Raw genomic sequence first — 25,157 nt, 5'->3', positions numbered from 1 at the left:
GGAGAATGGGGCGCGGGGGCGCCGGTCGATTCCCGGGGGAACGGAGGGCATCCACCATGCTGGGAGACAGCAGGGCATTCAGCGGGTACTCGGTCGACAGCGTCGAGGGCGCGAAGCAGTTCTACGGTGACACGTTGGGGCTGCGGGTCACCGAGGAGAACGGCATGCTGTTCCTGCATCTGGCCGGGGACACCTCCGTGCTGCTCTACCCGAAGGACAACCACACGCCCGCGACGTTCACGGTGCTGAACTTTCCGGTGGACGACATCGACCGGGCCGTCGACGACCTGGCCGCACGGGGTGTGACGTTCGAGCGGTACGACGGGTTCGGGCAGGACGCGAAGGGCATCGCCCGGGAGAACCCGCCGGGACCCTCCATCGCGTGGTTCAAGGACCCTGCGGGCAACATCCTCTCGGTCATCCAGCAGGGCGACGCTTCCTAGGCCGCGGACCGGAACCGGGACGGCGGGCATGGGATCGATCGTCGTGCTGTTCGAGCTGGCGGCGGACCGGGCCCTCGGCCCGGACGGCGTCGAGCCCGTGGTGGTCGCGGTGCACGCCGCCGGAGCCGACCCCGACGTACCGCAGGACCCCCTCCCCCGCACGCTCTGCGGCCTGGACACCGACCCCATGGAACACGCCCACTACAGCCCCGGCGCCCCGGGCGAGCCCTGGTACCCGCCGGCCTCCGAGGACCGCCGCTGCCACGCGTGCGAGGCGGCGCTCCACGCGCTGTGAGCCGGTGTTCGCGTACGCCGGGGGCGCGTCCGGCGGCCGCCCCGGCTCACCGCGCGCCCGGCTCCTCGGGCGGATGGTCGCCGTGGCGGTGGACGATGCGCCAGCGGCCGTTCTCGCGGCGGTACACACGGGTGGTCCGCGGCGTGTACGTGGTCGGCTTGCCGTTGACGGGGACGGTGTTGTGCTCGAACCCGACGGTATAGGCGAGATCCCCGCTCGCACCGGCGGCGATCACCTCGAACCGGTACTCCCGCGAGAGCGTCGACTTCGGACGCCATGACGGCCTCCTCCCTCGGTACGGCTGTTGCTCCACAGCCGGCATGCGGCACGGGCGGCATGCGGCGCCGTCGGCCGACTGGGCCGAGCGGACCGACTCGGGCCGGTGCTGTTTTCGCCGGCTCCGGTATGGGCACGCGGAAGGGGACGAACCGGAATGAATTACAGGAATCGGCACGGGATGACCTACGACAGTCCGCGGGTGCAGGTCCTGCTCGACGAGGACGGGGTACGCGCCGTCGTGTTGTCCGGCGAGTTCGACGTCGACAGCGTCGCCCCGCTCCAGGAGGTCCTCGCGGCCGCGGCGCGCGAGGGGGCGCGGCGGGTGGTCGACATCACCCAGGTGGCGTTCGCCGACTCCTCGCTGCTCAACGTGCTGCTGACCGCACACGGGGAGGAGAGCCTGGTGGTGGCCGGCCCGGTACCGAAGCAGTTCGCCGAGCTGCTGCAGATGTCCGGCTCGGAGGACGCACTGGACATCGCGCCCACCCTCACCGAAGCGCGCACCCGGGCCCGGGCCCGGTCCGCCTGAACCGCCCGCGCGAGGCTCCGCACTCATCGGCCCCCATGCATCGCCCCCTGGGGCTTGACAGTGGACACGCGGCGGAATGAACATTCATTCCGTGACCCCGCGCAAGCCCGACCTCGCCCAGTTGCTCCTCGACACGGCCATCACCCTCTTCGCCGAGCGGACCTACGAAGGCACCCAGATGCCCGCCGTCGCCCAGCGCGCCGGGGTCGGGGTCGGCAGCATCTACCGCTACTTCCCGAGCAAGGAGGCGCTGGGGAACGCCGCGTTCCAGTACGCCAAGAGGGCCCTGCTCAACGAGATGGCCCGAGCTCTCGCGGAGGGCGGTCCGGCCGCATCCACCCGCGAGGAGTTCGACCGCTTCTGGGCCGGCCTCACCCGCTACGCCTCCGCCCACCTGGACGCGTTCGTCTTCCTGGAGCACCAGCAGCACGACACCTTCCTCGCCCCGGAGAGCCGGGAACTCGCCGCCGAGATCGACCGGGTCGGCAGCGACTTCATCGAGCGCGGCCAACGGGCCGGCGCCATCCGGGACGGAGACGCACAGCACCTGATCGCACTCGCCGTCGGGGCGTTCACCGGGCTGCTGAGGCAGCAGCGCCCCGACGGGCTGTCCCGGCTCTCCCCCCAGGCACTCACCCGGGCGCAGGACGCCGTCTGGGACCTCCTGAGTCGAAAGGCCCCCGCATGACCTCCCCGAAGTCCGTTCTGATCACCGGCTGCTCCTCGGGCATGGGCAGGAGCAGTGCGCTCGCCCTGCACCGGCTCGGCCACCGCGTGTACGCCACCGCCCGGCGGCCCGAGGCACTGACCGAACTGGCCGCCGAGGGCATCACGACCCTCGCCCTGGACGTGACCGACGAGGCCTCGATGGCCGCTGCCGTACGGCACGTCGAGGAGGCGCACGGCAGCGTGGACGTCCTGGTCAACAACGCCGCGTACGGACTGCACGTACCGGTCGAGGCCGCCACGGCGCAGGAGATCCGCGACCAGTTCGAGACGAACGTCTTCGGGCTGGTCCGGATGACCCAGCTGGTGCTGCCGGGCATGCGGCGGGCGGGGCGCGGCCGGATCGTCAACATCTCCTCGATGGCGGGCCGGTTCTCCCCGCCCGGCGGGGCCTTCTACCACGCGAGCAAGCACGCGGTCGAGGCGATCAGCGACTCGCTGCGCCTGGAGGCGGCCCCGTTCGGCATCGAGGTCACCGTCGTCCAGCCCGGGCCGACGATCACGGAGTTCGGCTCGACGGCGGTCGCCACCATGGGCGCGGAAGCGGACCCCGCCGACCCGTACGGCCGCTTCCGTGCCGAGCTGGCGGACATGTACGCCCGGCGCACCTTCCGCCGCCGCAACGGTGCCGTTCCGGCCGAGACGGCCACGAAGGTGATCGTCCGGGCGGCGACCGCGCGCCGGCCGCGGGCGCGGTACGCGATCGGGGCGCTGGCCCGCACCGTCATGCTGGCCAAGCGGGCCCTGCCGGATTCCGCCTTCGACGCCGTGATGCGGCGGAACTTCCCGCTGCCGGCCCCTCGGTCGACGGCTGCCGCGGCGGCCCGCTGAGGCACTCGGTTCAGGGCCTGCGCACGGTGTGCTTCGGGATGGGAGCCAGGGGGGTCGGGGAGAGGGACGTCGTCTCCTCCCCGGCCTCCAGGAGGGTGTCGGCGGCGCCCACGATCAGGGGGTCCGGCTCCCCCACCGCCGCCGGGTCCTTCCTGGCGTAGTCGAGCCGCCACAGGAGGCTGCGCATGGCCTCCAGCCGGGCCCTGCGCTTGTCGTTGCTCTTGACCACCGTCCACGGGGCGTGGGCGGTGTCGGTGGCGCGGAACATGTCCACCTTGGCAGCCGTGTAGTCGTCCCACCGGTCGAGGGAGGCCAGGTCGGTGCTGGAGAGCTTCCACTGCCGTACGGGGTCCACCTGGCGGATGGCGAAGCGGGTGCGCTGCTCGGAGCGGGAGACGGAGAACCAGAACTTGATCAGGTGGATCCCGTCTTCGACGAGCATGCGTTCGAAGAGGGGGCACTGGCGCAGGAAGAGCTGGTACTGCTCCTCGCTGCAGAAACCCATCACCCGCTCCACCCCGGCCCGGTTGTACCAGGACCGGTCGAAGAAGACGATTTCCCCGGGCGAGGGGAGATGGGCGGTGTAGCGCTGGAAATACCACTGCCCCGCTTCGCGTTCCGTGGGCTTGTCGAGGGCGACGATGCGCGCCCCGCGGGGGTTGAGGCGCTCGGTGAACCGCTGGATGGTGCCGCCCTTTCCGGCCGCGTCCCGGCCCTCGCACAGAACGGCCACCCGGGCTCCGGACTCCTTCACCCACCGCTGGAGCTTGAGCATCTCGATCTGCAGGATGCGCTTGGCCCGCTCGTACTCCGCGCGGCGCACCTTGCGGTCGTACGGATAGTTCTCCCGCCACGTCTGGATCGCCGCGCCCTCGGCGTCCAGCAGCACGGGTTGCTCGGGGCGGCTCGCGTCCACGCTGAGCCCCTGGAGCAGCTGCTGCTGCGCATCGCCGGGCATGCCGTCGTTCACCGAGAGACCTTCCACGCCGTGCGTATACCCCACCGCGGCCCGTCATGCCGCGCACAGGTGAGGTACCGCCATCGCACGTACGCTGGAGCAGAGGCAGGCCCCACCCCGGGCCGGAGCACTCCGGCAGACACCGCGGTGTGCGGAAGGACGGCCCGGAGGGCATCGCCGACTTCGCACAATTCACGAGCCCGTGAACGAGTGACCAGGTGAATCGAGTGACCATGTGAATCGCGCGGATGCGTGCATTCCATGGAGCCCCACCTCGCGAAGTCCACAAGGAAATACTTCTCCGCCCATATCGCGGCTTGACAGCCGGCTTTGGCCGGCGGAAAGCGGGGCCCCCATGGCTGAGCGGCTCAAAAGGTCCGGCCTGATCGGAGAACTTTCGGCCGAATTCGCAGGCACGATGATCCTCATCCTGTTCGGCGTGGGCGTGGTGGCACAGGTGGTCGCCGGCGGGGCGCTCACCACCCCGCCAGGCGGCCTCGGTAACCACGACAGCATCGCCTGGGCCTGGGGCCTCGGCGTCACCCTCGGCGTCTACGTCGCCGCACGGCTCAGTGGCGCCCACCTCAACCCGGCCGTGACCCTGGCACTCGCGGCGTTCAAGGGATTCCCGTGGAGCCGTGTGGCTCCCTACGCCCTCGCCCAGACGGCCGGCGCCTTCGTCGCGGCCCTGCTGGTGCGCTGGAACTACAGTGAGGCGCTGGCCAAGGCGGATCCCGGCCACACCATCAAGACGCAGGGCGTGTTCTCCACCCTGCCGGCCAACGGCAATCCGAATCTTCCGGTCCACGAGTGGGGAGCGTTCCGCGACCAGATCATCGGGACGGCGATCCTGATGCTGCTGATCCTGGCCGTAACGGACCTGTTCAACACACCTCCCGGCGCCAACCTGGCCCCGTTCATCATCGGCCTGATCGTCGTGGCAATCGGCATGGCCTGGGGCACCGACGCGGGCTACGCGATCAACCCGGCCCGTGACTTCGGGCCCCGTCTGGCCAGCTTCATCACGGGGTACGGCAGTGCATGGCGAGATCAGTACGGCAACTTCTACTTCTGGGTGCCGATCATCGGTCCCCTGATCGGAGCCCTGGTCGGCGCGGCCCTGTACAAGTTCTTCATCGGCAGGTACCTCCCGACGGCAGAGGCGGAACCGCCCGGACGCATGCCAGGACCGGACGAATCCGAGACCTGATCGGGCACTGGCCCACAGCATCCCCGGCGCTGCGTGACGCAGCCCGTCCCAGCAGCCCATCCCACAGGAGAGGCGGGAACCGCCATGGCGGACTTCATCGGCGCGGTGGACCAGGGAACCACCAGCACCCGTTTCATGATCTTCGACCACTCCGGCAACGAGGTGGCCAAGCACCAGCTGGAGCACGAGCAGATACTCCCGCGCTCCGGATGGGTGGAGCACGACCCGGTGGAGATCTGGGAACGCACCAACTCGGTGATCCAGAACGCCCTCCGGCACGGGAACCTGGAAGCCGAGGACCTGGCGGCGATCGGCATCACCAACCAGCGCGAGACGACCGTCGTGTGGGACCCGCGCAACGGGCGCCCGTACTACAACGCGATCGTCTGGCAGGACACCCGTACCGACTCCATCGCCGCGGCGCTGGACCGCTCGGGGCAGGGCGACGTCATCCGCCGCAAGGCGGGCCTGCCGCCCGCCACGTACTTCTCCGGCGGCAAGATCCAATGGATCCTGGAGAACGTCGACGGGGTCCGCGAGGCGGCGGAGGCCGGGCACGCCTTGTTCGGCAACACGGACTGCTGGGTGCTGTGGAACCTGACCGGCGGCCCGGACGGCGGAGTCCACGCCACGGACGTCACCAACGCCAGCCGCACGATGCTGATGAACCTGGAGACCCTGGACTGGGACGACGAGCTGCTGGGCTTCTTCGGCGTCCCGCGGGCCATGCTGCCCGCCATCCGCCCGTCCTCGCACCCCGAGGCCTTCGGGGCGACCCGTACGTCCCGGCCGCTGCGCAGCGCGATCCCGGTCACCGGGGTCCTCGGCGACCAGCAGGCGGCGACCGTCGGCCAGGTCTGCTACGCGCCCGGCGAGGCGAAGAACACGTACGGCACCGGCAACTTCCTGGTGCTGAACACCGGGACCGAACTGGTCCGTTCGCAGCACGGCCTGCTGACCACCGTCGCCTACCAGTTCGGTGACAGCCCGGCGATCTACGCGCTGGAGGGCTCCATCGCGGTCACCGGCTCCGCCGTCCAGTGGCTGCGCGACCAGATGAAGGTCATCGGCGATGCGGCGGAGAGCGAGCGGCTGGCCCGTACCGTCGAGGACAACGGCGGGATGTACTTCGTCCCCGCCTTCTCGGGCCTGTTCGCCCCGTACTGGCGCTCCGACGCCCGCGGTGCGATCGTCGGCCTCGCCCGCTACAACACCAACGGGCATCTGGCGCGCGCCACTTTGGAGGCCATCTGCTACCAGAGCCGCGACGTCGTGGAGGCCATGGAACAGGACTCCGGTGTCCACCTCGACGTGCTCAAGGTCGACGGCGGCGTGACGGCGAACGACCTGTGCATGCAGATCCAGGCCGATGTCCTCGGGGTGCCGGTCAGCCGCCCGGTGGTGGCCGAGACCACCGCTCTGGGCGCCGCGTACGCGGCCGGGCTGGCCACCGGCTTCTGGCGGGACAGCGACGAACTGCGCACGCACTGGCAGGAATCCAAGCGCTGGGAGCCCCAGTGGACCGAGGAGCAGCGCGCGGAGGGCTACGCGGGCTGGAAGAAGGCCGTGGAACGGACGCTGAACTGGGCCGAGGTCGCCTGAGCCCACGGGCCCGGACAGGGCCCCGGCACGGCAGAACCCGAACGGAGCGAGCCCGAACGGAGCGAGCCCGAACGCAACGAGCCCGAATTTAACGAGGAAGGGCAGGCATGACGAAGAGGGAAGCACCGAAGGACAAGGCCGAGAAGCTCAAGGAGCGGGCCAAGCAGATAATCCAGGAGCTCAAGGAGGAGACGACGGAGCTCGACACCCGCCCGTACGGCAGCGCCCCCGCGACCCGTACTCCCCGGGCCCGAACTCAGGGCACGGGCGGGGCCGGTCGGCCCGCCGGCGAAGCACGGTGAGCGAGCCGCAAGCGAGCCCGGCGCCGACGGCCTCGTCGGCGCCGGGCGGCGCACACGCACGGGTGAAGGCGGTGCGTCGTCGCGGTCTCGGGATGCGGCGCGGCGGGTCTGGCCCAAGGATGAACTCCGGGAATGTACCCCGTACCCCTGGCCTCACCGAGGAGTTGTCCATGCCCGACGGCACGCCGCCCACCCTCCGTACCGAACTCGTCGCCGCCCTGGCCGACGCCGTGCCCCAGGACGGGAGGCGGACGGAACCGGGCCGCTACGTCGCGGCCGGCGACTACTGGTTCCACCAGACGGGGAGCATGCGCGCCGAGGGCCCGGGCCGCGGGTCGCCCGCAGCCGTGTGCCGCCCCTGACCGACGGGAGTGCGCGGGCAGCAGGCGGCCTACGCGCGGCGTGCGGTCGGGCCCGGGGCTCCGCGCCGGACCGGGCCCGCCCGGCCCGGCGACGGCCTGCCGGACAGCACGCCCGGGCGGCCCGTCCCGGGGTGCGCAGGTTTGGCCGGTCGGCGGCCGGGCAGCCGCCAGCCGACAGGATCAGGGGGCAGGTGGGGGAGATCCGAGAGGAGTCCGCGATGGAGGACCAGGGCGGCGCCGGTGGAGCGCCACTGCACGACGAGGGAGACCGCGAGCGCCGCAGGCCCCATGTGAAGCCGTCCATCATGGACCGGCGCCGCAGGGAGCGCGAGTCTTCGTCGGACACGGCGGCCGACAAGCAGTCCGACGAAGCGCGGCAGCAGGACGGGCCCGGGAAGCGCGGCACGTCGACCGGCGATTGATGCGTCGGCCGGCTCCGTGCCCGGCCGGCCGCCCGGTCCGTACGGCGGACCCGGGCGGCCGCGTCCGGACCGTTCACCGCGTGGCGCTGCGCCGCCTCACCCCGGCAGTGGTGACGGCGGTCGGCGTGTGGTGCACCGCCGCACTGTCCTGTGCGGGGCCGGCCCCGGCCGGGCCGCCGCCCCGCATGCCGCGGCCGGAACTGGCGGCGGAGGTGACGGTCGCCTCGGCGTCCGCACTCGCGGCCACGTACCGGCCCGGCTGCCCGGTCGCACCCGACCGGCTGCGGCTGATCCGGATGAACCACTGGGGCTTCGACGGCGCGCTCCACCGGGGCGAGATCCTCGTGCACGAGGACGCGGTCCGGCCCCTCCTCCACGTGTTCGGCGAGGCCTTCGAGGCCGGGTTCCCGATCCGCCGCATGCGGCCGGCGGCGGCGTACGGCGGCGACGACCGGAGGTCGATGGCCGATGACAACACCTCCGCCTTCAACTGCCGCCAGGTGACCGGCGACCCCGGGCGCCTCTCGCGGCATGCGTACGGCATGGCCGTCGACATCAACCCGGTGGAGAACCCGTACGTGGACCGCCACGGCACCGCGCACCCCTCCGCGGGCCGGTCCCATCTGCGCCGCGACCCTGCCGGGCCCGGCATGATCCGCCCGGGGGACGCCGTCACCCGGGCCTTCGAGGACGTGGGATGGGAGTGGGGAGGCCGCTGGCATCCCCCCGACTACCAGCACTTTTCCACCGACGGCACCTAGTGCTCCCCGGTCGGGCGGGGCGGGGGTGCAGGATGGGCGGATGGAGAGGGCAGAGCTGGAGGGACGGGCCCGCCGCCTGGCGGCGGCGGGTGGCCGGCGGATCCTGGGGATCGCGGGAGCGCCGGGTGCGGGCAAGTCCACGCTGGCCGTGCGGCTGGCGGAAGCGCTGGGCCCGGAGCTGGCCGTGGTGGTGCCCATGGACGGATTCCACCTCGCCCAGGCCGAGTTGGTGCGCCTGGGCCGGGCCGACCGGAAGGGTGCGCCGGACACCTTCGACGCCGCCGGGTACAAGGCGCTGCTGGGCCGGCTGCGCGCATCAGGCGTCGCGGACGCCGCCGAGGCCGTCTACGCACCCGCCTTCGAGCGCTCGCTGGAGGAGCCGGTCGCCGGGAGCATCCGGGTCGATCCGGCCGTCCCCCTGGTGATCACCGAGGGGAACTACCTGCTGCTCGACGCAGGGCCGTGGGCGCAGGTCAGGGCGCTGCTCGACGAGGTGTGGTTCCTGGCCCCGCAGGACGGGCTGCGGGTGCGGCGGCTGGTCGAGCGCCATGTGCGCCACGGCAAGGAGGAGGCGTACGCGCGGCAGTGGGTGGCGCGCTCCGACGAGGCGAACGCCCGCCTGGTCGCGCCGGGGCGCATGCGCGCGGACCTCGTCGTGGAGTGAGTGCGTGCGGGTCACCGCATCGCCGCCGCGATCGAGGGCAGACGCCCGGCATGAACCACACCACCGACTTCGCTCCCTCCCACTGGATGCAGACCGTGGAGGTGCCCGCGCATCCGCCGCTCACCAACCCCGCATCCGCGGACGTCGTCGTGATCGGCGGGGGGATCGCCGGGCTGAGCGCAGCCTGGGAGCTGGCACGGTCGGGCAGGCACGTGACGGTGCTGGAGGCGGGACGGCTCGCCGCGGGGGTCACCGGTCACACCACCGGGAAACTGACCGCGCTGCACACGACCGTCTACGCTGAGCTGCGGCGCACCGCCGGGCCGGAAGCGGCGCGCGACTACGCCCACTCCCAGAGCGCGGCTCTGCGGCGGGTCCGCGAGGTGGCCGACACTCTCGGCGTGGACTGCGAGCTGGAGAGCCGTTCCGCGTACACCTACTGCGAGGAACCCGAGGGGGTCGAGGCGCTGCGCGCCGAGGCGGAGGCCGCCCGGGCCGCCGGGCTGGAGGCCGATTTCGTCACCGACACGGGCCTGCCCTTCCGGGTGGCGGGCGCCGTACGGGTGCTCGGCCAGGCCCAGTTCCACCCCCGCAAGTACCTGCGGGCGCTGGCCGAGGACGTGATCGCGCAGGGCGGCGAGGTCTACGAGCACACCCGCGTCGTCGATCTGGCGGAGGGCGAGCCCTGCCGGGTCACCACCGACGCGGGGGTGACGATGGTGGCCCGGGACGTCATCGTCGCCACGCACTATCCGGTGTTCGACCGGGCCCTGATGTTCACGAGGCTGACCCCGCACCGGGACCTGGTGGTGGCCGGGCCGCTGCCGGCCGACCGCGACCCGGACGGCATGTACATCACCCGGGAGGACGGCAAACGCTCCGTGCGCACCGCCCCGTACGGCGACGGCCGCCGGCTCCTCATCGTGACCGGCGAGGAGTTCACTCCCGGTGACGGCGGGGTCGAGGCCCGCTACCAGCGCCTGTCGGGCTGGGTGCGGGAGCGCTTCCCCGGCGTCACCGTCACGCACCGCTGGGCGGCCCAGGACAACGCCCCCGTGGACACCGTGCCGCTCATCGGCCTCTTCCACCCCGGCAGTACCCACGTGTACGTGGCGACCGGCTTCGGCGGCTGGGGCATGAGCGGCGGCGTCCTGGCCGGCCAACTGCTGCGCGCCCTCGTCGACGGTCAGCCGCCCGCCTGGGCGGAACTGTACGACCCGCGCCGGATGGCGTCCGTGGCGCGGGCGGCGCCCTCCTTCGCGAAGACCCAGTGGCAGGTCGGAAAGCACTTCGTCGGGGACCGTCTCGCGGCGCTGGCCGCGGGCGCCCTGTCGGAGGCGGACGGGCTGCCGCCGGGCGGGGCGGCGGTCGTCGACGTGCGGGGGCGTCCGTGCGCGGTCCACCGCGACGACGAAGGCCGGCTGCACGCCGTGTCCGCCACCTGCACCCACCTGGGGTGCCTCGTCGCCTTCAACGATGCGGAACGCACCTGGGAGTGCCCCTGCCACGGCTCGCGGTTCGGGATCGACGGCGAGGTGCTGCAAGGTCCCGCGCTGCGGCCCCTGGACCGGCCCGACATCAACGGGGCGGAGTGGCAGTGGCCCGACAGGCCCTGACGGCGACCCTCACTCCTCGCGCAGCACCCGCACGCTCTTGACCTCGGTGTCCACCGCATCGGGGACGACCATGCCCGCGTCCACGCCGGTGCGCAGGTACGTCAGCACGTCCATGGTGAGGCGCTCGCCCGGCAGGGCCGCCGGAATGCCCGGCGGATACGGGGTCAGCATCTCGGCGGCGATCCGGCCGTCCGCCTTCTCCCACGGGACCTGTTCGGTACGCCCGAAGAACGCGTCCCGTGGCAGTCGCGCCTGCTCCAGCCGCAGCCGCGACGGTGGCGGGACGCTCACCCGCTGCTGCGTGCGGAGCTCGTCGCGGTGTGCCACGAGGTCGCGGAGGGCGGTGAGCAGGGTCTCTGCGGTGTCCTTGTCGTCGGCGTGGGTCAGCTGCGCGCTGATGCGGCGGTGGTCGGAGACGTGGAGGTTGATCCGGTGCTGCTCGCGCAGCCAGTCGGCGGCGCGGTAGCCGGTGGTGCCGAGGCCGGTGATGTCGACGATCACCTGGAGGCGGTCCATGTCACTGGCGCGGCCGGGTCCGCAGAAGTCATCCCGCCCGTGGACGTGCAGCCCGTCGAGCGCCTCGATGCGTTCGCGGACGGTGAGGGCGAGGGCCAGGGCGTCGTCGTACAGCTTCCGGCCGTGCTGGGCCATCTGCCGCCGCCAGCCGTCGAGGCCGGCGTAGATCAGTACGGAGGGGCTGGTGGTGCCGAGCAGGTCCTCGCGGCTCCTGAGCACCTCGGGCTTCACGAGGTCGCCCTGGAGGTGGAACACCGAGCCCTGTTCGAGCCCGGATCCCATTTTGTGCACCGAAGTGACGCACACGTCGGCGCCCGCGTCCATCGCCCAGGTCGGCAGCCCCGGGTGGAAGGGCAGGTGCGCACCCCAGGCCTCGTCCACGATCAGCGGCGCCCCGCGGCGGTGGCACACCTCGGCGATGGCGGCGAGGTCCGAGCAGGTTCCGTACGGGGTGGGGCTGGTCACCAGCGCCCCACGGGCTTCCGGCTCGGCTTCGAAGGCGGCCTCGAACGCCTCGGGGGACGGCGGGTGGGCGAGGTGGAGCTGCGGGTCCCACTGCGGGTCGACCCAGACGGGCTCGATGCCCGACAGGATGAGCCCGGCGACCACGCTCTTGTGGGCGTCGCGGCCGACGATCAGCTTCTCGTGGGGCCCGGCCACCGAAAGCATCGCCGACTTCACGGACAGGGAGCTGCCGCAGGTGGAGAAGAAGGCGTGCTCCGCGCCGACGGCGTCGGCCATCAGTTCCTCGGCTTCCCGCAGGATGCCGTCGGAGGAGGTCCGGTCGTCCAGGCCGCTGGTGGCGAGGACGTCCGAGTGGTAGACGGCGTCACCGAGGACGGCCCGTACGCGGGGGTCGGCTCCGCGGGCCTGTTTGTGTCCGGGCGGGGTGAACGGGGTCTGGCCCTGCGCGTGGTAGTCGGCCAGGGCTTCGAGTACGGGGGCCTTCGACTGGTCCATGCGCAGCCGCCTGCCCGGTTCCCCGGGGCGGAAACCGCGGGCCGGTCCTCGTCACCTGGCCGGGGGGACGGCGGGTGGGCGGCCGAAGGCGGGGTAGACGAGCCGGTGGTCAACGGCACGACGGCAGAAGCGAGGTGAGGACGTTGGCGGTCAAGGCAGTGGGATGGGCACGTTCGTTCCCGGTTTCCGAGGGCGTGAGAGCGGCACGGCAGTGGACCGCCGAACACCTGGCCTCCCTGCAGTGGAACGGCGAGGCCTCGGATACCGCCCATGCGGTCCTGCTCAGCGTCTCGGAGCTGGTCACCAACGCCCATCTGCACGCGGCCACCACCGCCCATCTGGTGCTGACCTGGGACGGCACCTGCCTGCACGTGAGCGTCGCCGACGCCGACCCCCGCCTGCCGCGGCCGCGCAAGGCCGACGCCGACCCGAGCGCCGGGTCCGGCAGGGGGCTGGGCATCGTCGACGTCCTGGCGGATTCCATGGACGTGCACGCGTGCCACGGCGGCAAGGCGGTGACCGCCTGCTTCCGCCCCGAGGGCCGACCCTGCCCGCACGCCGGCTGACGGCCGTGCTCGTGCGGGGACGGGGACATCAGGCGCGGAGGGCGTCCTGGACGCTCGGGTACAGGGAGAGGACGGTGTCGGCGCCCGTGAGCGCGAACAGCCGGCACAGCTGCTCCCCGGGGGCGGCGATGCGCAGGGCGGTGAGACGGTGCAGCCGTAGGAGCAGGTTGAGGAACGAGGAGTCGCCGAACGTGATGGACGCGGCGTCCAGCACCACGAGCCGGGACCGGTCGGCGGCCGCGGCGAGGGCCTCCTCCAGAGGGGCCAGCGTGTCCTGGTCCAGTTCTCCGCGGGCTGCGACCACCCAGCCGGACCCCGCCGGATAGCTGTCGCCCACCACGCCTTCCCGGTGTGCGTCCTTTGCCCCGGTCATTCTGCCTCCCCTGATCGTCACATGTGCGGCCTCCACTGGGGAGTATGCACGTTCCCCCCGTGGACCACGACGTGTGAGATGTGGACCACGACGTGTGAGAGCCGCAGCTCTGGGCACAAGCGGGTCCGGCAGCCATCAGTCAATGGGAGGGAACGGCCACCATGCTTCGTACGGCCGCAGTTGCAAGCCCCGTTCGCGCGACCGATGTGCAGGTACCGGTATCGGCCCGGCCCGTGGGAGGGGAGCCCGCGCAGGACGTGGAGCTGCCGCAGTTGGCGAACGCGCGGGAGATCGCGCCCGCCGACGCCCGGGAGTTGTCGCGGGTGTTCTTCGGCCGGCTTCGTGTGCTGGAGGAGGGCACGCGTGAGTACCAGTACGCCCGCAACACCCTGATCGAGATGAACCTCTCGCTCGTGCAGTTCGCCGCACGCCGTTTCCGGGCCCGGGCCGCGGGCGGCGGGCTCGACATGGACGACATCATCCAGGTGGGCACCATAGGCCTGATCAAGGCCATCGACCGGTACGACCCCGAGCGCGAGGTGGAGTTCTCCACGCTCGCGCTTCCCTACATCACCGGTGAGATCAAGCGGTTCTTCCGGGACACCACCTGGGCCGTCCACGTCCCGCGCCGCCTCCAGGAGCTGCGCTCGGAACTCGCCAAGGCGCAGGAATCGCTCAGCGACACGCTGGGCCGGGCCCCGACGGTCAAGGAGGTCGCGCGGTACCTCGAACTGTCCGAGGAGGAGGTCATTGACGGCCTCGTCGCCGCCAACGGCTACACCAGCGGCTCCCTGGACACCGCCACGGAGGCCGAGGAGACCGCGGGATCCGGTCGTCCGACGCGCCCGCTCAGCGACAAGCTGGGCGAGCCGGACCCCGCCATGGAGCTCTTCGAGGACTTCCACACCCTCGCTCCCCTGCTGGAGCAATTGGACGCCCGGGACCGGTTGATCCTGAGCATGCGGTTCGGCCAGGAGATGACCCAGGCCGAGATCGGTGCCGAACTCGGCATCTCCCAGATGCAGGTCTCCCGGCTGCTGTCCCGCATCCTGGGCCGGCTGCGGGCCGGAATGCTCACGGCGTAACGGCGAAGCCCGGCACGACAACCGTATGAGACCCCCGGTCGCCTACACTGTCACGGGCGTGCGCAGGTCACTCGAAGACGCAGAGACGCCGGGGGTGAGAGACCACTGTGAAGACCAGCGGGCCGGATACCGGCGATCCACTGCGTGCGGGACCTCCCGTGCCGGGCCAGCGCCGTCGCCTGGCGTTGGCCGGTGTACGGGGCCAGGTGGGCAAAGGCCGTGATTTCACCCGTCAGGCGCTGCGGGACTGGGGCTGGTACGGGACGGAGACCGCCGAGGACACCCTGCTCGTCGTCTCCGAGCTGCTGACCAACGCCGGTCTGCACGCGGACGGCTGCATCGAACTCGTCCTGACCGCCGGTGAATCGCTGCGGATCGACGTGCTCGACGGCACGGCAGACCTGCCGCGCCGTCATCCCGCGCCCCAGCGGGGCCTGCCCGGCGGACACGGTCTCTACATCATCGAGCGGCTCTCCGACCGCTGGGGCACCGACCCCCGGCCGCCGGGCAAGGTGGTCTGGGCGGAGTTCGAGTCCTCCCGTCTGGTCACGGGCAGGCCTGCCCGGCCCTGAGGCGCCGCCGCACGCCGCGCCGCCCCCGCCCGCGGAGCTTCATTTCCGCGGAAGGGGGCAGGCGCGCGGCATGACTTCTCATCTGCTCGCGTCCCTGGCCCTGGCCCCCGCCCCCGGCCCTGCCTGGCTGCACCTGCTGGTGATGGCGTTCGCCCTGCTGGTCCTGCTCCACAGCCTGGCCCGGCACCGGTAGGCGGGGTGGGCCCCGGATCCTAAGCGGCGACCTGGTGGTGGCGGACGAGTTCCGCCTGCCCGAACAGGAGGGCCCAGCCGTCGGGGAGCCGGCCCAGGATGCGGGCCAGGAGCTCCGGGCCCGCCAGACGGGCCACCACGGTGAGCACGGCCCCCGTCTCCCAGCGGGTGGTCGCCGGGGAGGCGCCGGTCCGCGTGGCGAGGTCCTTGACGAAGCCCCAGCCGGTGAGCTGCCGGGTGTCGGGGATCTGGGCGGTGAAGGGGAGGGCGGCCTCCCTCGGGAGCCGGGCCGCGAGGTCGACGCGTTCGTCCCCGGTGATCTGACGCCCGAGGGCCGTCATGACGTTCCTGACGGCTTCCGCGGCACGTTCACGCGTGGGATAGGCGCCCTCGTAGCGCACGGTCTCCAGCATCTGTTCGTACGTCATGTCCGGGGCCTGCTGGAGCGTTGCCGGCGGGGGGAACATGGGTGCTGCATGCCTTTCTCCTCGAAGGGACTGCCGGACTGGGGGGCCGTCGGCCCGGCCGCGCCGCGCGCGGTGTGCTGTCATGCGGGGTCCGGATGCGACCGCCGCTCAGCCGCTGATCTCCTTGCGTCCGCCGCCCGCGCCGATGGCGATCTTCCGGGGCTTGGCGCGCTCGGAGATCGGGATGCGCAGGGTCAGGACACCTGCGTCGTAGTCGGCCTGGATGTTCTCGGTGTCGAGGGTGTCGGCGAGGGTGATCTGCCGGGAGAAGACACCGAGCGGGCGCTCGGAGAACTCCATCTGGACGTCGTCGGCCTTGGTCGCCGGGCGGCGCTCCGCCTTCACGGTCAGCATGTTCCGTTCGACGTTGATGTCGATGGCGTCCGTCGACACCCCCGGCAGGTCGAAGGCGATCACATACGCCTCACCCTCGCGGTAGGCGTCCATCGGCATCGCCGACGGCTTGGACCAGGTGCCGGGTGACCCCAGCAGCTGCTGGGTGAGCCGGTCGAGCTCGCGGAACGGGTCGGTGCGCATCAGCATTCGCGAAACACCTCCGGTTGGTTCAGGCAGTACCTGCCCATGCGCTTCAACGTGCCTCCGTTGTAACATGTCATCCAGTCGATGACAAGAAGGTCGTCATCTGGAGGATGACATCTGCGAACGGAGATCGAGATGCCCCCGGCGCACCGCCCCGCAGCGCAATCCGAACCCGCCCCCGAGCCCGCCGCAGGACCCGGCCCGGCCTCGTTCCTGGCGGCTGCGGCCGCATTGGAGGCCATTGACCAGGCCGTACGTTCCGCCCAGGAAGCCGAGCCGGCGACCGGGCCGGCCGACGGCGGCCCGCACCCGGCGCTCGCCTCCCTGCTCCTGCTCCGCGAGGTGCGCGAGCAGCTCGCCGGCTGGGAGGCGGGTTTGATCGAGACCGCCCGGGACGCGGGGGCCAGCTGGGCCGATCTCGCCGCGCCGCTCGGGGTGGCCAGCCGGCAGGCCGCCGAACGCCGCTACCTGCGGCTGCGCCCCGGCCCGGCCGACTCGACCGGTGAGCAGCGGGTCCAGGCCGTACGCGACCGGCGGGCCGCCGACCGTACGGTCGCCGCCTGGGCCCGGGACAACGCCGCAGCCCTGCGCCGGCTGGCCGGGCAGATCACCGCGCTGACCGACCTGCCCGCGGGCGCCGAGCAGCGGCTCGGCGAGCTCAACGAGGCGCTCGGCCACCACGACCCGGCCCGCCTCGTCGCCCCCCTGACCGCCACCCGGGACGATCTGCACCCAGCCCACACCGAGCTGGCGGAACGCGTCGCGGCGATCAGCCGGCACACCCGCCTGCTCCGCGACCGCAGCAACCAGCGCCGCGGCCCCCTCGCCTGAACAGTCACCGGGTGCGCGTGGTACGGAAGAGGCCGGCGGATCGTCGGACGATCCGCCGGCCTGTGCACACCGCCTTCGGGGACGTGCCCCGTCCTAGTGCTTGAGCGTGTCCTTGGCCTTCTGGGCGGTCTGCTTGGCGTCGCCGGCAGCCTGTTCCGCCCGGCCCTTCATCTCAAGACTCTCGTTCCCGAGGGCCTTGCCCGTGGTCTCCTTGATCTTGCCCTTCGTGGTCTTGCCGACGTTCTTGGCTTTCTTGCCTCCGGCCATCCCCAGCCACCTCCTGAGAAGAAGCTCACTTCCTGCACATTCCCCGCATGAGGGGCAATATGCCCTCCGGCCCTCCGCGGAGCCATGGGGACGTGACGGGAGGCGGCCCCGGACGACCCGCACGACAATGAGGAAGGGGATTCGGCGCTCGGCGGCGAGGTACGCGGATGGATGATGCGGATTTCGGCCGGCTGCTGGCCCGGCTGCTCGGCGACGCCCACCGCTGCGGCCCCGACGACCTGCCCGCCCTGCTGCGGGGGGCCGCGCGTTCCATGGGGTTGCACGACGCGGTGATCTACCTGGCCGACGTGCAGCAGGCACAGCTGATCCCGCTCCGTGCCGCCGTGGGAGCCCCCGGGGACCCGGCCGGCGAGCCGTCCGCGGGTGAACGCCTCGCCGTGGACGGCACCCTCGCCGGCCGGGCGTACCGCACCGAGTGCCTGCGCCTCTCCTCGTCCGGCGACCCGGTGGTGTGGCTGCCCCTCGTCGACGGTGTCGAGCGGATGGGTGTCCTGCGCGTCACCGCGTCTTCGCTCGACACCGCCGCCCTCGAACAGTGCAAGACACTGGCGGCATTGACGGGACAGTTCCTGTTCTCGAAGCTGCCGACGAGCGACACCGTCCTACGGGCCCTGCGGACCCGCCCGATGACACTGCAGGCCGAGCTCGGCTGGGCCTTCATGCCTCCACGGACGATCGGCACCCGTTTCGCCACGTCCAGCGCGGTCCTGGAGCCGGCGTACGCGATCGGCGGTGACGCGTTCGACCACTCGATCACCGCCACCACGCTGCACATGGCCGTGATCGATGCCATGGGGCACGATCTGGCCTCCGGGCTCTGCGCCGCCGTGGCGATGGCCGGCTGCCGTTCCATGCGGCGCGCCGGCGGCGATCTGGTCGACATCACCTCCGCGGTCGACGAGGCGCTCAGCACCTGGCTCCCCGACCGTCTGCTCACTGCCGTGTTCGCCGACGTCGGCCTGAGGACCGGCACCCTGACCTGGGTGAACTGCGGCCACCCGGCGCCGCTGATCATCCGCAACCACCGGGTGGTGCCCGGAGCCCTGCAGCGCCCCGCGCAGCTGCCCCTCGGCCTCGGCCCGCGCACCCGGCGGGCCCCCAGCGTGATCCACCACGCGCAGCTGGAGCCCGGCGACCGGGTCCTGGTGTACACGGACGGTGTCACCGAGGCGCGCTCCAGCACCGGAGAGCAGTTCGGCGAGGAACGGCTCGTGGACACCATCGTCCGCGCGACCGCCGCCGGCGAGGCCGCCCCGGAGGCCCTGCGCCGGCTGGTGCGGACCATCCTCGACCACCACCACGACCGCCTCACCGACGACGCCACGATCCTCCTCGCCGAATGGCACCCCCACGGCGTCACACCGCCGCCGGAGCCTTCGCGGACGCCGCACTCCGCGGAGCGGCCGGATGCCCGGCGCGAGGGGCCCGCTGCCGGGGGCGGGCCGGGGGGTGAGGGGACACCGTCCGGTGTCTGACCGGGAGGTCCTCCGGGACGCTCCGCTCGGGGGTTCGTCGCGTACCGGAAGACCTGGTGGCCCATGATGGGCCACCGACCCTGCGGATCGCCGCCGCACACGAGAGGCGTGGCGCGTCAACACCCGGGCACAGTAGGCCTCCGATCGTGGGACAAACGCCGTGGCGACCCGTAAATGCGCCCCTTCCGCTCGGGCCGGTGGTACACAACTGGCCTACACAGATACCCCCAAGTGGGGCACCGGCCAGAGGAGTGGCGGATGACCAGCACGCCAGCACGACACCGTCCCCCCACCGGCCTCATCGCGGACGACGACACCCCCGCCACCGGTGTCTCGCCCGAGCCGGCCGGGCGCGCGGCGCTGGGACGGGCCACCGGCATCCTGATGGCCCTCGTGCCGTGCAGCACCGCGACCGCCCGCCGCATCCTCGCCGAGACCGCCCGGGTCGCCGGAGTGGGCCTGCCCGAGGCGGTGAGCGCCGCTCTCGCCCTTCGGGACGGCGAGGACGGGCCGCCGTCCCCCGTCGAAACCATCCTGCAGACGGTGATCGAACACACCCTCCACACCCCCGACCCGGCGCCGGCCGCCCTCCAGCCCAACCCGAGCGTGCTCCGCGGACACCTGCGCCATTTCCGCGCCCTGCGGCGCCGGACCTTCGCCACCCCCGAGGACCCCGGCCTGCGCTGCGAACTGGAGGACGCCTCCTACACGCTGTGCGTCCTCACCGGCCGGCGCAGTCCCCACCACGCCGTCCACGCGGCGGAGGAGCTCGTCGCCCTCCACCGCCTCGACACACCCCACGCCCACTAGAGCCGGCCCATGACCACCACACCTCAGCAGCCGGGCCCGCTGCCGACCCTGACGGCAGGGCCCGCCCCGGCCGCCACCGCCCGTGCCACCGGGACCTTCACGGCCCTCCTCCCGGGCAGTGGCGCCGTCCGGCCCGGCCCGGGGGACGGCGCCGCCCGGCCCGGTCCGGGAATCCCGCGGCAGTCGTGGCACTCGGCCTGCAGCCGGACACCGCTGTTCGACACGCTCGCACGGGACTGGGCCGCCCGGGGGGCCACGGTTCCGGGGACGCCCGACCCGGTATGGGAGCGGCTGACCTCGTGGGAGCACCTGCGGTGGGAGACCGAGTGCACCCTGCGGAGCCTGCACCTCCAGGGCAGCGGATTCGCTTCCGACGCCCCGGCATGGGCATCGGGAATCTGGTAAGACGCCCGGGTAGCAGCCCCGGGAGGAAGCATGGGTGAGGGATTCGACGCGCCCGTCGCACAGGAACCCGCGATCCACGCCGCGCCCACCGAGCCGCCGACGCATCCGTTCCCGGCCGGCCCGAACCCGCACCCGGCGCCCCCCACCCACCCCTTCCCGGCCGACCCGCACGCGCCGGAACCGAAGCCGCCCGCGCCTCCGGAACCGGGCCGCGAGCCGGGACCGGAACCCGCGCCGAGGCCCCCACCGCACTGAGGGCCGCGATCCGGCCCGACGGGAGGAAGCCGTGAAACCGAGGCAGCCGTGAAACTGCAGTTCCTGAGCGCCCTGTACGAGCGTCACGGCCCGGTGGCGTCGGTGTACCTCGACACCTCCCGCGACGTCGACGACCCGGACCGCGCCGTCGAGCTGCGCTGGCGGAGCCTGCGCGAGAGCCTGCTCGCCCACGGCGCCGACCCGGCCACCGTCGAGGCCGCGGGACGGGCCCTCGGTACGGACGCCTCGGTCTCCGGCCCGCACGGCCAGGCGGTCTTCGCCGCGGAGGGCGAGCTCCTGCTGGCCGCGTGCCTGCCCGAACCGCCCGTCCACGCGACGGCCCGGTACGGGGTCGTCCCCGACGCCCTCCCCTTCGCCCTCCAGCACGCCCCGGACATCGCGTACACGGCGCTGGTCATCCACCGGACGCACACCATGGACACGGGCAACGCCGAAGACGAGCTGGAGGTCGAGCGCGAGAGCGGGCGATGGCCGATGAGCCGGGTCGCGGCCGGGCGGACCCCCTCGCGGCGCATCCCCGTGGACGGCTGGGCCCAGGAGGCCGAGCAGCTCCTGGCCGACTTCGCGGAGCACGTCGAGGCCCGGGGCACCGAGGTGATCGTGCTGGCCGGAGACCCCTGGGCGGCGAACACCCTCACCCGGGAGGCGCCGCGCCACCTCCACGACCGCTTCGTCCGGCTCCGCGACGGTCACCCCCGCCGACCGCAGCCCGGGCGGGCGCTGCTGGAGGCGGAGCTCCGCTCGCTGCTCGCGGGCAAGGTGCCCGAACACGACCGGCAGCGGCTGGACGCCTTCCACGCGCAGCGAGCCCGCCGCCAGGAGGAGGTCGAAGGCCTCGCGGCGACGGTCACCGCCCTTCAGCGCGGGCAGGCCCGGGCGCTGCTGGTCAACCGGCGGGCCCGGTTGCCGGACCGGCTCTGGGCCGGAGCGGAGCCGACGCACCTCGCGCTCTCCGGTGCGGAGCTGACCGCGTTCGGGGTGGGCTACTACTGGGAGGAGGAACCCGGCGCGGCGCTGATCCGGGCGGCGTACGGCACGCAGGCCGAGCTGCTGGTGGTGGAGCCGGAGGAGCTGTCCCTGGAGGACGGACTCGGGGTGCTGCTGCGCTACGTCGACACGGACGCATGAGCGGGCGGGGCGGGACGGAAGGAGGAGCCATGGCCCGGGTGACGGTCGAAGGCAGGGAAGTGGTCGTCCGGCTCTCCCTGCGGGAGAGGCTGGCCGCGCGGCGGCGCGAGGTCCGCGTCCCCGTGTCCTCGCTGCGCCGGGTCGAGGTCGAGTCCAGCTGGTGGCGGGTGCTGCGCGGGGTGCCCGGCCCCGGCAGTTGGCGCCCCGGGCGGTGCCTGGGCGTCCGGCACGCGCAGGGCGGCGACGACTTCGTCGCCGTGAAGGCACAGGGGCAGGTGCTCTGCATGGAACTGGCCGGGGACGGGGCGCTGCGCCGGGTGGCGGTGTCCGTCCCCGATGCCCGGCGGCTGTGCCGTGAGCTGAGCGCCTTCCTCCCCGAGGAAGCGGGAGAGGAAGAGGAGGGCGGTGAGGGGCAGGCGCCTCCCCCGCCTCCCCCGCCGCACCGGCCGCTGCTCCAGCACGAGGGCGGGACGGTGGACGATCACGGCCGCAGACCCGGCGTGGCCTCGCGCACGGGGACCGGAGCCCAGCCTCCGGCCGATGACGAGCGGGTACGGGAGGCCAACGAGGGCGCGGTCCGAGCGGAGGACCGGGACCGGGCCGAAGACCGGGGCCGGGCCGAGGGCGGCGGGGTGCGGCCCCCGTCGCAGCCCTGATGGCCGAGGCCGCACCCCAGGTCCGGGGTCTACCCGGGGCGCGCGCGGTCATGCCGGAGGCATCTTGACAGTGCCGGTCACAGGTTCTATCCCAGTCATTGAAAGGCGTTGTTTTCGCAGGTGGGAGCCGCGGGGGAGGTGGAGCAAGGCAGCGGGGGCGTCCGGCTCCGCAGTGGGGCGCTCTCCGGCCCGAAGCTCCGGCAGCGGCTCCTGCGGCGGATGCGAGCAGAGAGGAGCGGGCCATGGCGCGCTCGGTGGGTATCGATCTCGGAACCACGAATTCCGTCGTCAGCGTCCTGGAAGGCGGCGAACCCACTGTCATCCCGAACGCCGAGGGTGCCCGGACGACCCCCTCCGTGGTGGCCTTCGCCAAGGGCGGGGAGGTGCTGGTCGGGGAGGTCGCGAAACGGCAGGCCGTCACCAATGTGGACCGTACGGCCCGTTCGGTGAAACGCCACGTCGGGGATCCCCAGTGGCGGTTCCCGGACACCGGGGACGTGGACGGCAAGCGCTACACCGCGCAGGAGATCTCCGCGCGCGTGCTGCAGAAGCTGAAGCGCGACGCGGAGGCCTACCTCGGGGAGGACGTGACCGACGCCGTCGTCACGGTGCCCGCCTACTTCAACGACGCGCAGCGCACCGCCACCAAGGAAGCCGGCGAGATCGCGGGGCTGAGGGTGCTGCGGATCGTGAACGAGCCGACCGCCGCGGCGCTCGCGTACGGGCTGGACAAGGGGCACGACCAGACGATCCTCGTCTTCGACCTGGGCGGCGGCACCTTCGACGTGTCACTGCTGGAGATCGGCGAGGGCATCGTCGAGGTCAAGGCCACCAACGGCGACACCCACCTGGGCGGCGACGACTGGGACCAGCGCATCGTCGACCACCTGGTCCAGCAGTTCAAGAACGGCTACGGCATCGACCTGTCCAAGGACAAGATGGCGGCCCAGCGGCTGCGCGAGGCCGCCGAGAAGGCGAAGATCGAGCTGTCCTCCGCAACCGAGACCAACATCAACCTCCCCTACATCAGCGCCTCGGCCGACGGTCCGCTGCACCTGGAGGAGAAGCTCACGCGGACGCAGTTCCAGGAGCTCACCGCCGATCTGCTGGAGCGCTGCAAGACGCCCTTCCACGAGGCGGTCAAGGACGCCCGCATCAAGGTCTCGGACGTGGACGACGTGATCCTGGTGGGCGGCTCCACCCGGATGCCGGCGGTGACCGAGCTGGTGCGCGAGCTCACCGGAAAGGACCCGCACAAGGGCGTCAACCCGGACGAGGTCGTCGCGATCGGCGCGGCGCTGCAGGCCGGTGTCCTCAAGGGCGAGGTCAAGGACGTCCTGCTCCTCGACGTGACCCCGCTGTCCCTCGGCATCGAGACCAAGGGCGGCATCATGACCAAGCTGATCGAGCGCAACACCACGATCCCGACCAAGCGGTCCGAGATCTTCACGACGGCCGACGACAACCAGCCGTCGGTGCAGATCCAGGTCTACCAGGGCGAGCGTGAGATCGCGGCGTACAACAAGAAGCTCGGCATGTTCGAGCTGACCGGCCTGCCCCCGGCCCCGCGCGGCGTCCCGCAGATCGAGGTCACCTTCGACATCGACGCGAACGGCATCATGCACGTCACGGCCAAGGACCTCGGCACGGGCAAGGAGCAGAAGATGACCGTCACCGGCGGTTCGGCGCTGCCGAAGGACGACATCCAGCGCATGATGCACGACGCCGAACAGCACGCCGAGGAGGACCGCCGCCGCAAGGAGGCCGCCGAGACCCGCAACCAGGCCGAGCAGCTCGTCTACCAGACGGAGAAGTTCCTCAAGGACAACGAGGACAAGGTCCCGGCCGAGGTCAAGACCGAGGTCGACACCGCCGTCACCGAGCTGAAGGAGAAGCTCAAGGGCGAGGACACCACAGGCATCCGAACCGCCACGGAGAAGCTGGCCGCGGTCAGCCAGAAGCTCGGCCAGGCGATGTACGCGCAGTCCGCCGGGCAGGAGGCGCCGGGTACGGCGGCGGGCGGGGCCGGTGACGCGGGCCGGGCCGGAGCGGCGGATGCCGCTGACGACGTGGTCGACGCCGAGATCGTCGACGACGAGACGCCGAAGGGGGGAACGGCATGAACGGGCCGGGCGAGCCCCGGGATCCCGACCGCGAGGACCGCGCCGACCGGCTGGAGTCCGCCCTCGCCGAGCGCACGGCCGATCTGCAGCTGGTCAAGGCGGAGTACGACAACTACCGCAAGCGGATCCGGCGCGACCGCCTCGCCGTGCGGGAGGCGGCCGTCGCCAACGTGCTCACCAGGATGCTGCCGGTGCTCGACGCCATCGACGAGGCGCGGGCCCAAGGAGAGCTCACCGGCGGCTTCCGGTCGGTGACGCGGCTCCTGGAGGCCCAGCTCGCCTCCCTGGGTCTGGAGAGCGTCGGCGAGCCGGGAGAGCCCTTCGATCCGCGCGTCCACGAGGCGACCGCCTGCACCACCGGTCCGGGCGCCACCGCGCCGGTGTGTACCGAGGTGCTGCGTGCGGGCTACCGCGTGGGCACGCACCTGCTGCGGCCCGCACAGGTCACCGTGACCGAGCCGCCGGACCGGCCGGTCGCCCCGCCGTCCGCCTGACCCCCGCGCTCCGCCTGACCCCCGCGCCGGGCGCGCGGGCCACCCGGCAGCCGGAGTGTCGGGGTGTCGGGGCGGTCAGGGGGATTCGTCGGCGAGTTCGAGGGCCAGCTCCTGGAGGATCTCCTGCGCCGATCGGGGCGGGTCCGGTTCGTCGTACGCATCCGCCACCGCTTCGAAGGCCAGCACGAAGCCGGTCACCAGGGAGCTCCAGGGGCCGGAGAGCTGCTCCAGCATCGCGCGCCCGATCTCTGCCGCGTCCGCTCCTGCGGGGACCAGGAACGTCGACGGCGTGACCTCGCCGAGCAGCGCGGACACGTAATCCGAATCGACCCCGCTGCGCAGGCCCGTCAGTACTGCGATGGCCTTGAGCTTGATCTCGTTGTCGCTGGCTAGCACCGGT

Annotated in this window: 33 protein-coding genes; 25 read left to right on the top strand and 8 right to left on the bottom strand. The window is 72.4% G+C overall.

What is annotated here, in order from left to right; translation table 11 throughout:
* Positions 1-56: 56 nt before the first annotated feature.
* Both AC0666_RS11900 and AC0666_RS11895 read left to right on the top strand, forming a co-directional pair.
* The gene (locus AC0666_RS11900; protein ID WP_468963828.1) at positions 57-443 is read left to right on the top strand and encodes a VOC family protein; all 387 of its coding nucleotides are present in this window, start codon (positions 57-59) and stop codon (positions 441-443) included.
* Between the two features lie 28 nt (positions 444-471).
* The gene (locus AC0666_RS11895) at positions 472-738 is read left to right on the top strand and encodes a hypothetical protein (RefSeq protein WP_468579020.1); all 267 of its coding nucleotides are present in this window, start codon (positions 472-474) and stop codon (positions 736-738) included.
* A gap of 46 nt (positions 739-784) precedes the next feature.
* Here AC0666_RS11895 and AC0666_RS11890 read toward each other — a convergent pair whose 3' ends face one another.
* Entirely contained in the window at positions 785-1,060 is a 276-nt protein-coding gene (locus AC0666_RS11890; protein ID WP_468963827.1) for a nuclear transport factor 2 family protein, read from the bottom strand.
* 135 nt (positions 1,061-1,195) lie between these two features.
* Between AC0666_RS11890 and AC0666_RS11885 the strand changes: the two genes are divergently transcribed.
* From AC0666_RS11885 to AC0666_RS11875, 3 genes are all read left to right on the top strand, one after another.
* Positions 1,196-1,546, top strand: a complete 351-nt coding sequence (locus tag AC0666_RS11885; RefSeq protein WP_468963826.1) for an STAS domain-containing protein — start codon at positions 1,196-1,198, stop codon at positions 1,544-1,546.
* A 91-nt stretch (positions 1,547-1,637) separates the two neighbouring features.
* Positions 1,638-2,234 carry a TetR/AcrR family transcriptional regulator gene (locus AC0666_RS11880; RefSeq protein WP_478707522.1) on the top strand — a complete coding sequence of 199 codons (597 nt, stop codon included), beginning with the start codon at positions 1,638-1,640 and terminating at the stop codon, positions 2,232-2,234.
* Positions 2,231-3,103, top strand: a complete 873-nt coding sequence (locus tag AC0666_RS11875) for an SDR family NAD(P)-dependent oxidoreductase (RefSeq protein WP_478707521.1) — start codon at positions 2,231-2,233, stop codon at positions 3,101-3,103. The genes AC0666_RS11880 and AC0666_RS11875 overlap by 4 nt, the downstream gene beginning before the upstream one ends.
* 10 nt (positions 3,104-3,113) lie before the next feature.
* On the opposite strand, the gene ppk2 is transcribed toward AC0666_RS11875, so the two are convergent.
* Positions 3,114-4,061, bottom strand: a complete 948-nt coding sequence (gene ppk2 / locus AC0666_RS11870) for a polyphosphate kinase 2 (protein WP_468964310.1) — start codon at positions 4,059-4,061, stop codon at positions 3,114-3,116.
* Between the two features lie 355 nt (positions 4,062-4,416).
* Here ppk2 and AC0666_RS11865 point away from each other — a divergent pair, with 355 nt between their 5' ends.
* The 8 genes from AC0666_RS11865 (at position 4,417) to AC0666_RS11830 (ending at position 11,000) form a co-directional block, all read left to right on the top strand.
* Positions 4,417-5,271, top strand: coding sequence for an MIP/aquaporin family protein (locus tag AC0666_RS11865; protein WP_361718115.1), 855 nt, complete (start codon positions 4,417-4,419; stop codon positions 5,269-5,271).
* Positions 5,272-5,355: 84 nt separating this feature from the next.
* Entirely contained in the window at positions 5,356-6,873 is a 1,518-nt protein-coding gene (glpK, locus tag AC0666_RS11860; RefSeq protein WP_468963824.1) for a glycerol kinase GlpK, read from the top strand.
* Between the two features lie 107 nt (positions 6,874-6,980).
* Positions 6,981-7,175 (top strand): hypothetical protein, encoded by a 195-nt coding sequence (locus tag AC0666_RS11855; RefSeq protein ID WP_468579030.1) that lies wholly within the window; start codon positions 6,981-6,983, stop codon positions 7,173-7,175.
* A gap of 170 nt (positions 7,176-7,345) precedes the next feature.
* A complete protein-coding gene (locus AC0666_RS11850; RefSeq protein WP_468963823.1) occupies positions 7,346-7,537 on the top strand; it encodes a hypothetical protein in 192 nt (63 codons plus the stop codon).
* Positions 7,538-7,728: 191 nt separating this feature from the next.
* Positions 7,729-7,959 carry a hypothetical protein gene (locus tag AC0666_RS11845; protein ID WP_468963822.1) on the top strand — a complete coding sequence of 77 codons (231 nt, stop codon included), beginning with the start codon at positions 7,729-7,731 and terminating at the stop codon, positions 7,957-7,959.
* An 80-nt stretch (positions 7,960-8,039) separates the two neighbouring features.
* Complete coding sequence (locus AC0666_RS11840; RefSeq protein ID WP_468963821.1) at positions 8,040-8,720, top strand: M15 family metallopeptidase; 681 nt, start codon at positions 8,040-8,042, stop codon at positions 8,718-8,720.
* A gap of 40 nt (positions 8,721-8,760) precedes the next feature.
* Positions 8,761-9,384 carry a nucleoside/nucleotide kinase family protein gene (locus AC0666_RS11835; RefSeq protein WP_468963820.1) on the top strand — a complete coding sequence of 208 codons (624 nt, stop codon included), beginning with the start codon at positions 8,761-8,763 and terminating at the stop codon, positions 9,382-9,384.
* 50 nt (positions 9,385-9,434) lie between these two features.
* Positions 9,435-11,000: an FAD-dependent oxidoreductase gene (locus tag AC0666_RS11830; RefSeq protein WP_478707520.1), complete on the top strand. Its 1,566-nt coding sequence runs from the start codon at positions 9,435-9,437 to the stop codon at positions 10,998-11,000.
* Between the two features lie 9 nt (positions 11,001-11,009).
* Here the strand turns inward: AC0666_RS11830 and AC0666_RS11825 are convergent, their stop codons facing one another.
* Positions 11,010-12,476, bottom strand: a complete 1,467-nt coding sequence (locus AC0666_RS11825) for an aminotransferase class I/II-fold pyridoxal phosphate-dependent enzyme (RefSeq protein ID WP_468963818.1) — start codon at positions 12,474-12,476, stop codon at positions 11,010-11,012.
* A gap of 194 nt (positions 12,477-12,670) precedes the next feature.
* Here AC0666_RS11825 and AC0666_RS11820 point away from each other — a divergent pair, with 194 nt between their 5' ends.
* Complete coding sequence (locus AC0666_RS11820; protein ID WP_468579041.1) at positions 12,671-13,042, top strand: ATP-binding protein; 372 nt, start codon at positions 12,671-12,673, stop codon at positions 13,040-13,042.
* A 28-nt stretch (positions 13,043-13,070) separates the two neighbouring features.
* On the opposite strand, the gene AC0666_RS11815 is transcribed toward AC0666_RS11820, so the two are convergent.
* Positions 13,071-13,415, bottom strand: coding sequence for an STAS domain-containing protein (locus AC0666_RS11815; RefSeq protein ID WP_468579042.1), 345 nt, complete (start codon positions 13,413-13,415; stop codon positions 13,071-13,073).
* Between the two features lie 161 nt (positions 13,416-13,576).
* On the opposite strand from AC0666_RS11815, the gene AC0666_RS11810 reads away from it, so the two are divergent.
* From AC0666_RS11810 to AC0666_RS11800, 3 genes are all read left to right on the top strand, one after another.
* Positions 13,577-14,500, top strand: coding sequence for a SigB/SigF/SigG family RNA polymerase sigma factor (locus AC0666_RS11810; RefSeq protein ID WP_468963817.1), 924 nt, complete (start codon positions 13,577-13,579; stop codon positions 14,498-14,500).
* 206 nt (positions 14,501-14,706) lie between these two features.
* Positions 14,707-15,072 (top strand): ATP-binding protein, encoded by a 366-nt coding sequence (locus AC0666_RS11805; protein WP_468579045.1) that lies wholly within the window; start codon positions 14,707-14,709, stop codon positions 15,070-15,072.
* A 70-nt stretch (positions 15,073-15,142) separates the two neighbouring features.
* A complete protein-coding gene (locus AC0666_RS11800) occupies positions 15,143-15,265 on the top strand; it encodes a hypothetical protein (RefSeq protein WP_468963816.1) in 123 nt (40 codons plus the stop codon).
* 19 nt (positions 15,266-15,284) lie between these two features.
* Here AC0666_RS11800 and AC0666_RS11795 read toward each other — a convergent pair whose 3' ends face one another.
* Positions 15,285-15,731 (bottom strand): DUF2267 domain-containing protein, encoded by a 447-nt coding sequence (locus AC0666_RS11795; RefSeq protein ID WP_478707519.1) that lies wholly within the window; start codon positions 15,729-15,731, stop codon positions 15,285-15,287.
* 108 nt (positions 15,732-15,839) lie between these two features.
* The gene (locus AC0666_RS11790) at positions 15,840-16,274 is read right to left on the bottom strand and encodes an Hsp20/alpha crystallin family protein (RefSeq protein WP_468963814.1); all 435 of its coding nucleotides are present in this window, start codon (positions 16,272-16,274) and stop codon (positions 15,840-15,842) included.
* Between the two features lie 132 nt (positions 16,275-16,406).
* Between AC0666_RS11790 and AC0666_RS11785 the strand changes: the two genes are divergently transcribed.
* On the top strand, positions 16,407-17,102 hold the full coding sequence (locus AC0666_RS11785; RefSeq protein ID WP_468963813.1) for a type III effector protein: 696 nt from the start codon (positions 16,407-16,409) through the stop codon (positions 17,100-17,102).
* A 93-nt stretch (positions 17,103-17,195) separates the two neighbouring features.
* Here AC0666_RS11785 and AC0666_RS11780 read toward each other — a convergent pair whose 3' ends face one another.
* A complete protein-coding gene (locus tag AC0666_RS11780) occupies positions 17,196-17,369 on the bottom strand; it encodes a CsbD family protein (protein WP_361718073.1) in 174 nt (57 codons plus the stop codon).
* Positions 17,370-17,536: 167 nt separating this feature from the next.
* On the opposite strand from AC0666_RS11780, the gene AC0666_RS11775 reads away from it, so the two are divergent.
* The 7 genes from AC0666_RS11775 (at position 17,537) to grpE (ending at position 24,757) form a co-directional block, all read left to right on the top strand.
* On the top strand, positions 17,537-18,865 hold the full coding sequence (locus AC0666_RS11775) for a PP2C family protein-serine/threonine phosphatase (RefSeq protein ID WP_478707518.1): 1,329 nt from the start codon (positions 17,537-17,539) through the stop codon (positions 18,863-18,865).
* Between the two features lie 258 nt (positions 18,866-19,123).
* Entirely contained in the window at positions 19,124-19,675 is a 552-nt protein-coding gene (locus tag AC0666_RS11770) for a DUF5133 domain-containing protein (RefSeq protein WP_468963811.1), read from the top strand.
* Positions 19,676-19,684: 9 nt separating this feature from the next.
* Positions 19,685-20,080, top strand: coding sequence for a hypothetical protein (locus AC0666_RS11765; RefSeq protein ID WP_468963810.1), 396 nt, complete (start codon positions 19,685-19,687; stop codon positions 20,078-20,080).
* 303 nt (positions 20,081-20,383) lie between these two features.
* Positions 20,384-21,484: a baeRF2 domain-containing protein gene (locus AC0666_RS11760; protein WP_468963809.1), complete on the top strand. Its 1,101-nt coding sequence runs from the start codon at positions 20,384-20,386 to the stop codon at positions 21,482-21,484.
* Between the two features lie 29 nt (positions 21,485-21,513).
* Positions 21,514-22,140, top strand: a complete 627-nt coding sequence (locus tag AC0666_RS11755) for a hypothetical protein (protein ID WP_468963808.1) — start codon at positions 21,514-21,516, stop codon at positions 22,138-22,140.
* 242 nt (positions 22,141-22,382) lie between these two features.
* Complete coding sequence (gene dnaK / locus AC0666_RS11750; RefSeq protein WP_468963807.1) at positions 22,383-24,263, top strand: molecular chaperone DnaK; 1,881 nt, start codon at positions 22,383-22,385, stop codon at positions 24,261-24,263.
* Positions 24,260-24,757 (top strand): nucleotide exchange factor GrpE, encoded by a 498-nt coding sequence (gene grpE, locus AC0666_RS11745; protein ID WP_468963806.1) that lies wholly within the window; start codon positions 24,260-24,262, stop codon positions 24,755-24,757. The genes dnaK and grpE overlap by 4 nt, the downstream gene beginning before the upstream one ends.
* Positions 24,758-24,832: 75 nt before the next feature.
* Here the strand turns inward: grpE and AC0666_RS11740 are convergent, their stop codons facing one another.
* The gene (locus AC0666_RS11740) at positions 24,833-25,153 is read right to left on the bottom strand and encodes a hypothetical protein (RefSeq protein ID WP_478707517.1); all 321 of its coding nucleotides are present in this window, start codon (positions 25,151-25,153) and stop codon (positions 24,833-24,835) included.
* Positions 25,154-25,157 lie beyond the last annotated feature (4 nt).

It is taken from the genome of Streptomyces sp. NPDC043680, from assembly GCF_056436685.1.
This window is presented reverse-complemented; position numbering and strand designations above follow the sequence as displayed.

Excerpts from the sequence above, each read along its gene's own strand:
- AC0666_RS11900 (WP_468963828.1), top strand. The coding sequence starts at position 57 with ATGCTGGGAGACAGCAGGGCATTCAGCGGGTACTCGGTCGACAGCGTC.
- AC0666_RS11895 (WP_468579020.1), top strand. The coding sequence starts at position 472 with ATGGGATCGATCGTCGTGCTGTTCGAGCTGGCGGCGGACCGGGCCCTC.
- AC0666_RS11890 (WP_468963827.1), bottom strand. The coding sequence starts at position 1,060 with ATGCCGGCTGTGGAGCAACAGCCGTACCGAGGGAGGAGGCCGTCATGG.
- AC0666_RS11885 (WP_468963826.1), top strand. The coding sequence starts at position 1,196 with ATGACCTACGACAGTCCGCGGGTGCAGGTCCTGCTCGACGAGGACGGG.
- AC0666_RS11875 (WP_478707521.1), top strand. The coding sequence starts at position 2,231 with ATGACCTCCCCGAAGTCCGTTCTGATCACCGGCTGCTCCTCGGGCATG.
- ppk2 (WP_468964310.1), bottom strand. The coding sequence starts at position 4,061 with ATGCCCGGCGATGCGCAGCAGCAGCTGCTCCAGGGGCTCAGCGTGGAC.
- AC0666_RS11865 (WP_361718115.1), top strand. The coding sequence starts at position 4,417 with ATGGCTGAGCGGCTCAAAAGGTCCGGCCTGATCGGAGAACTTTCGGCC.
- glpK (WP_468963824.1), top strand. The coding sequence starts at position 5,356 with ATGGCGGACTTCATCGGCGCGGTGGACCAGGGAACCACCAGCACCCGT.
- AC0666_RS11855 (WP_468579030.1), top strand. The coding sequence starts at position 6,981 with ATGACGAAGAGGGAAGCACCGAAGGACAAGGCCGAGAAGCTCAAGGAG.
- AC0666_RS11850 (WP_468963823.1), top strand. The coding sequence starts at position 7,346 with ATGCCCGACGGCACGCCGCCCACCCTCCGTACCGAACTCGTCGCCGCC.
- AC0666_RS11835 (WP_468963820.1), top strand. The coding sequence starts at position 8,761 with ATGGAGAGGGCAGAGCTGGAGGGACGGGCCCGCCGCCTGGCGGCGGCG.
- AC0666_RS11830 (WP_478707520.1), top strand. The coding sequence starts at position 9,435 with ATGAACCACACCACCGACTTCGCTCCCTCCCACTGGATGCAGACCGTG.
- AC0666_RS11825 (WP_468963818.1), bottom strand. The coding sequence starts at position 12,476 with ATGGACCAGTCGAAGGCCCCCGTACTCGAAGCCCTGGCCGACTACCAC.
- AC0666_RS11815 (WP_468579042.1), bottom strand. The coding sequence starts at position 13,415 with ATGACCGGGGCAAAGGACGCACACCGGGAAGGCGTGGTGGGCGACAGC.
- AC0666_RS11810 (WP_468963817.1), top strand. The coding sequence starts at position 13,577 with ATGCTTCGTACGGCCGCAGTTGCAAGCCCCGTTCGCGCGACCGATGTG.
- AC0666_RS11800 (WP_468963816.1), top strand. The coding sequence starts at position 15,143 with ATGACTTCTCATCTGCTCGCGTCCCTGGCCCTGGCCCCCGCCCCCGGC.
- AC0666_RS11795 (WP_478707519.1), bottom strand. The coding sequence starts at position 15,731 with ATGTTCCCCCCGCCGGCAACGCTCCAGCAGGCCCCGGACATGACGTAC.
- AC0666_RS11790 (WP_468963814.1), bottom strand. The coding sequence starts at position 16,274 with ATGCTGATGCGCACCGACCCGTTCCGCGAGCTCGACCGGCTCACCCAG.
- AC0666_RS11785 (WP_468963813.1), top strand. The coding sequence starts at position 16,407 with ATGCCCCCGGCGCACCGCCCCGCAGCGCAATCCGAACCCGCCCCCGAG.
- AC0666_RS11780 (WP_361718073.1), bottom strand. The coding sequence starts at position 17,369 with ATGGCCGGAGGCAAGAAAGCCAAGAACGTCGGCAAGACCACGAAGGGC.
- AC0666_RS11775 (WP_478707518.1), top strand. The coding sequence starts at position 17,537 with ATGGATGATGCGGATTTCGGCCGGCTGCTGGCCCGGCTGCTCGGCGAC.
- AC0666_RS11770 (WP_468963811.1), top strand. The coding sequence starts at position 19,124 with ATGACCAGCACGCCAGCACGACACCGTCCCCCCACCGGCCTCATCGCG.
- AC0666_RS11765 (WP_468963810.1), top strand. The coding sequence starts at position 19,685 with ATGACCACCACACCTCAGCAGCCGGGCCCGCTGCCGACCCTGACGGCA.
- AC0666_RS11755 (WP_468963808.1), top strand. The coding sequence starts at position 21,514 with ATGGCCCGGGTGACGGTCGAAGGCAGGGAAGTGGTCGTCCGGCTCTCC.
- dnaK (WP_468963807.1), top strand. The coding sequence starts at position 22,383 with ATGGCGCGCTCGGTGGGTATCGATCTCGGAACCACGAATTCCGTCGTC.
- grpE (WP_468963806.1), top strand. The coding sequence starts at position 24,260 with ATGAACGGGCCGGGCGAGCCCCGGGATCCCGACCGCGAGGACCGCGCC.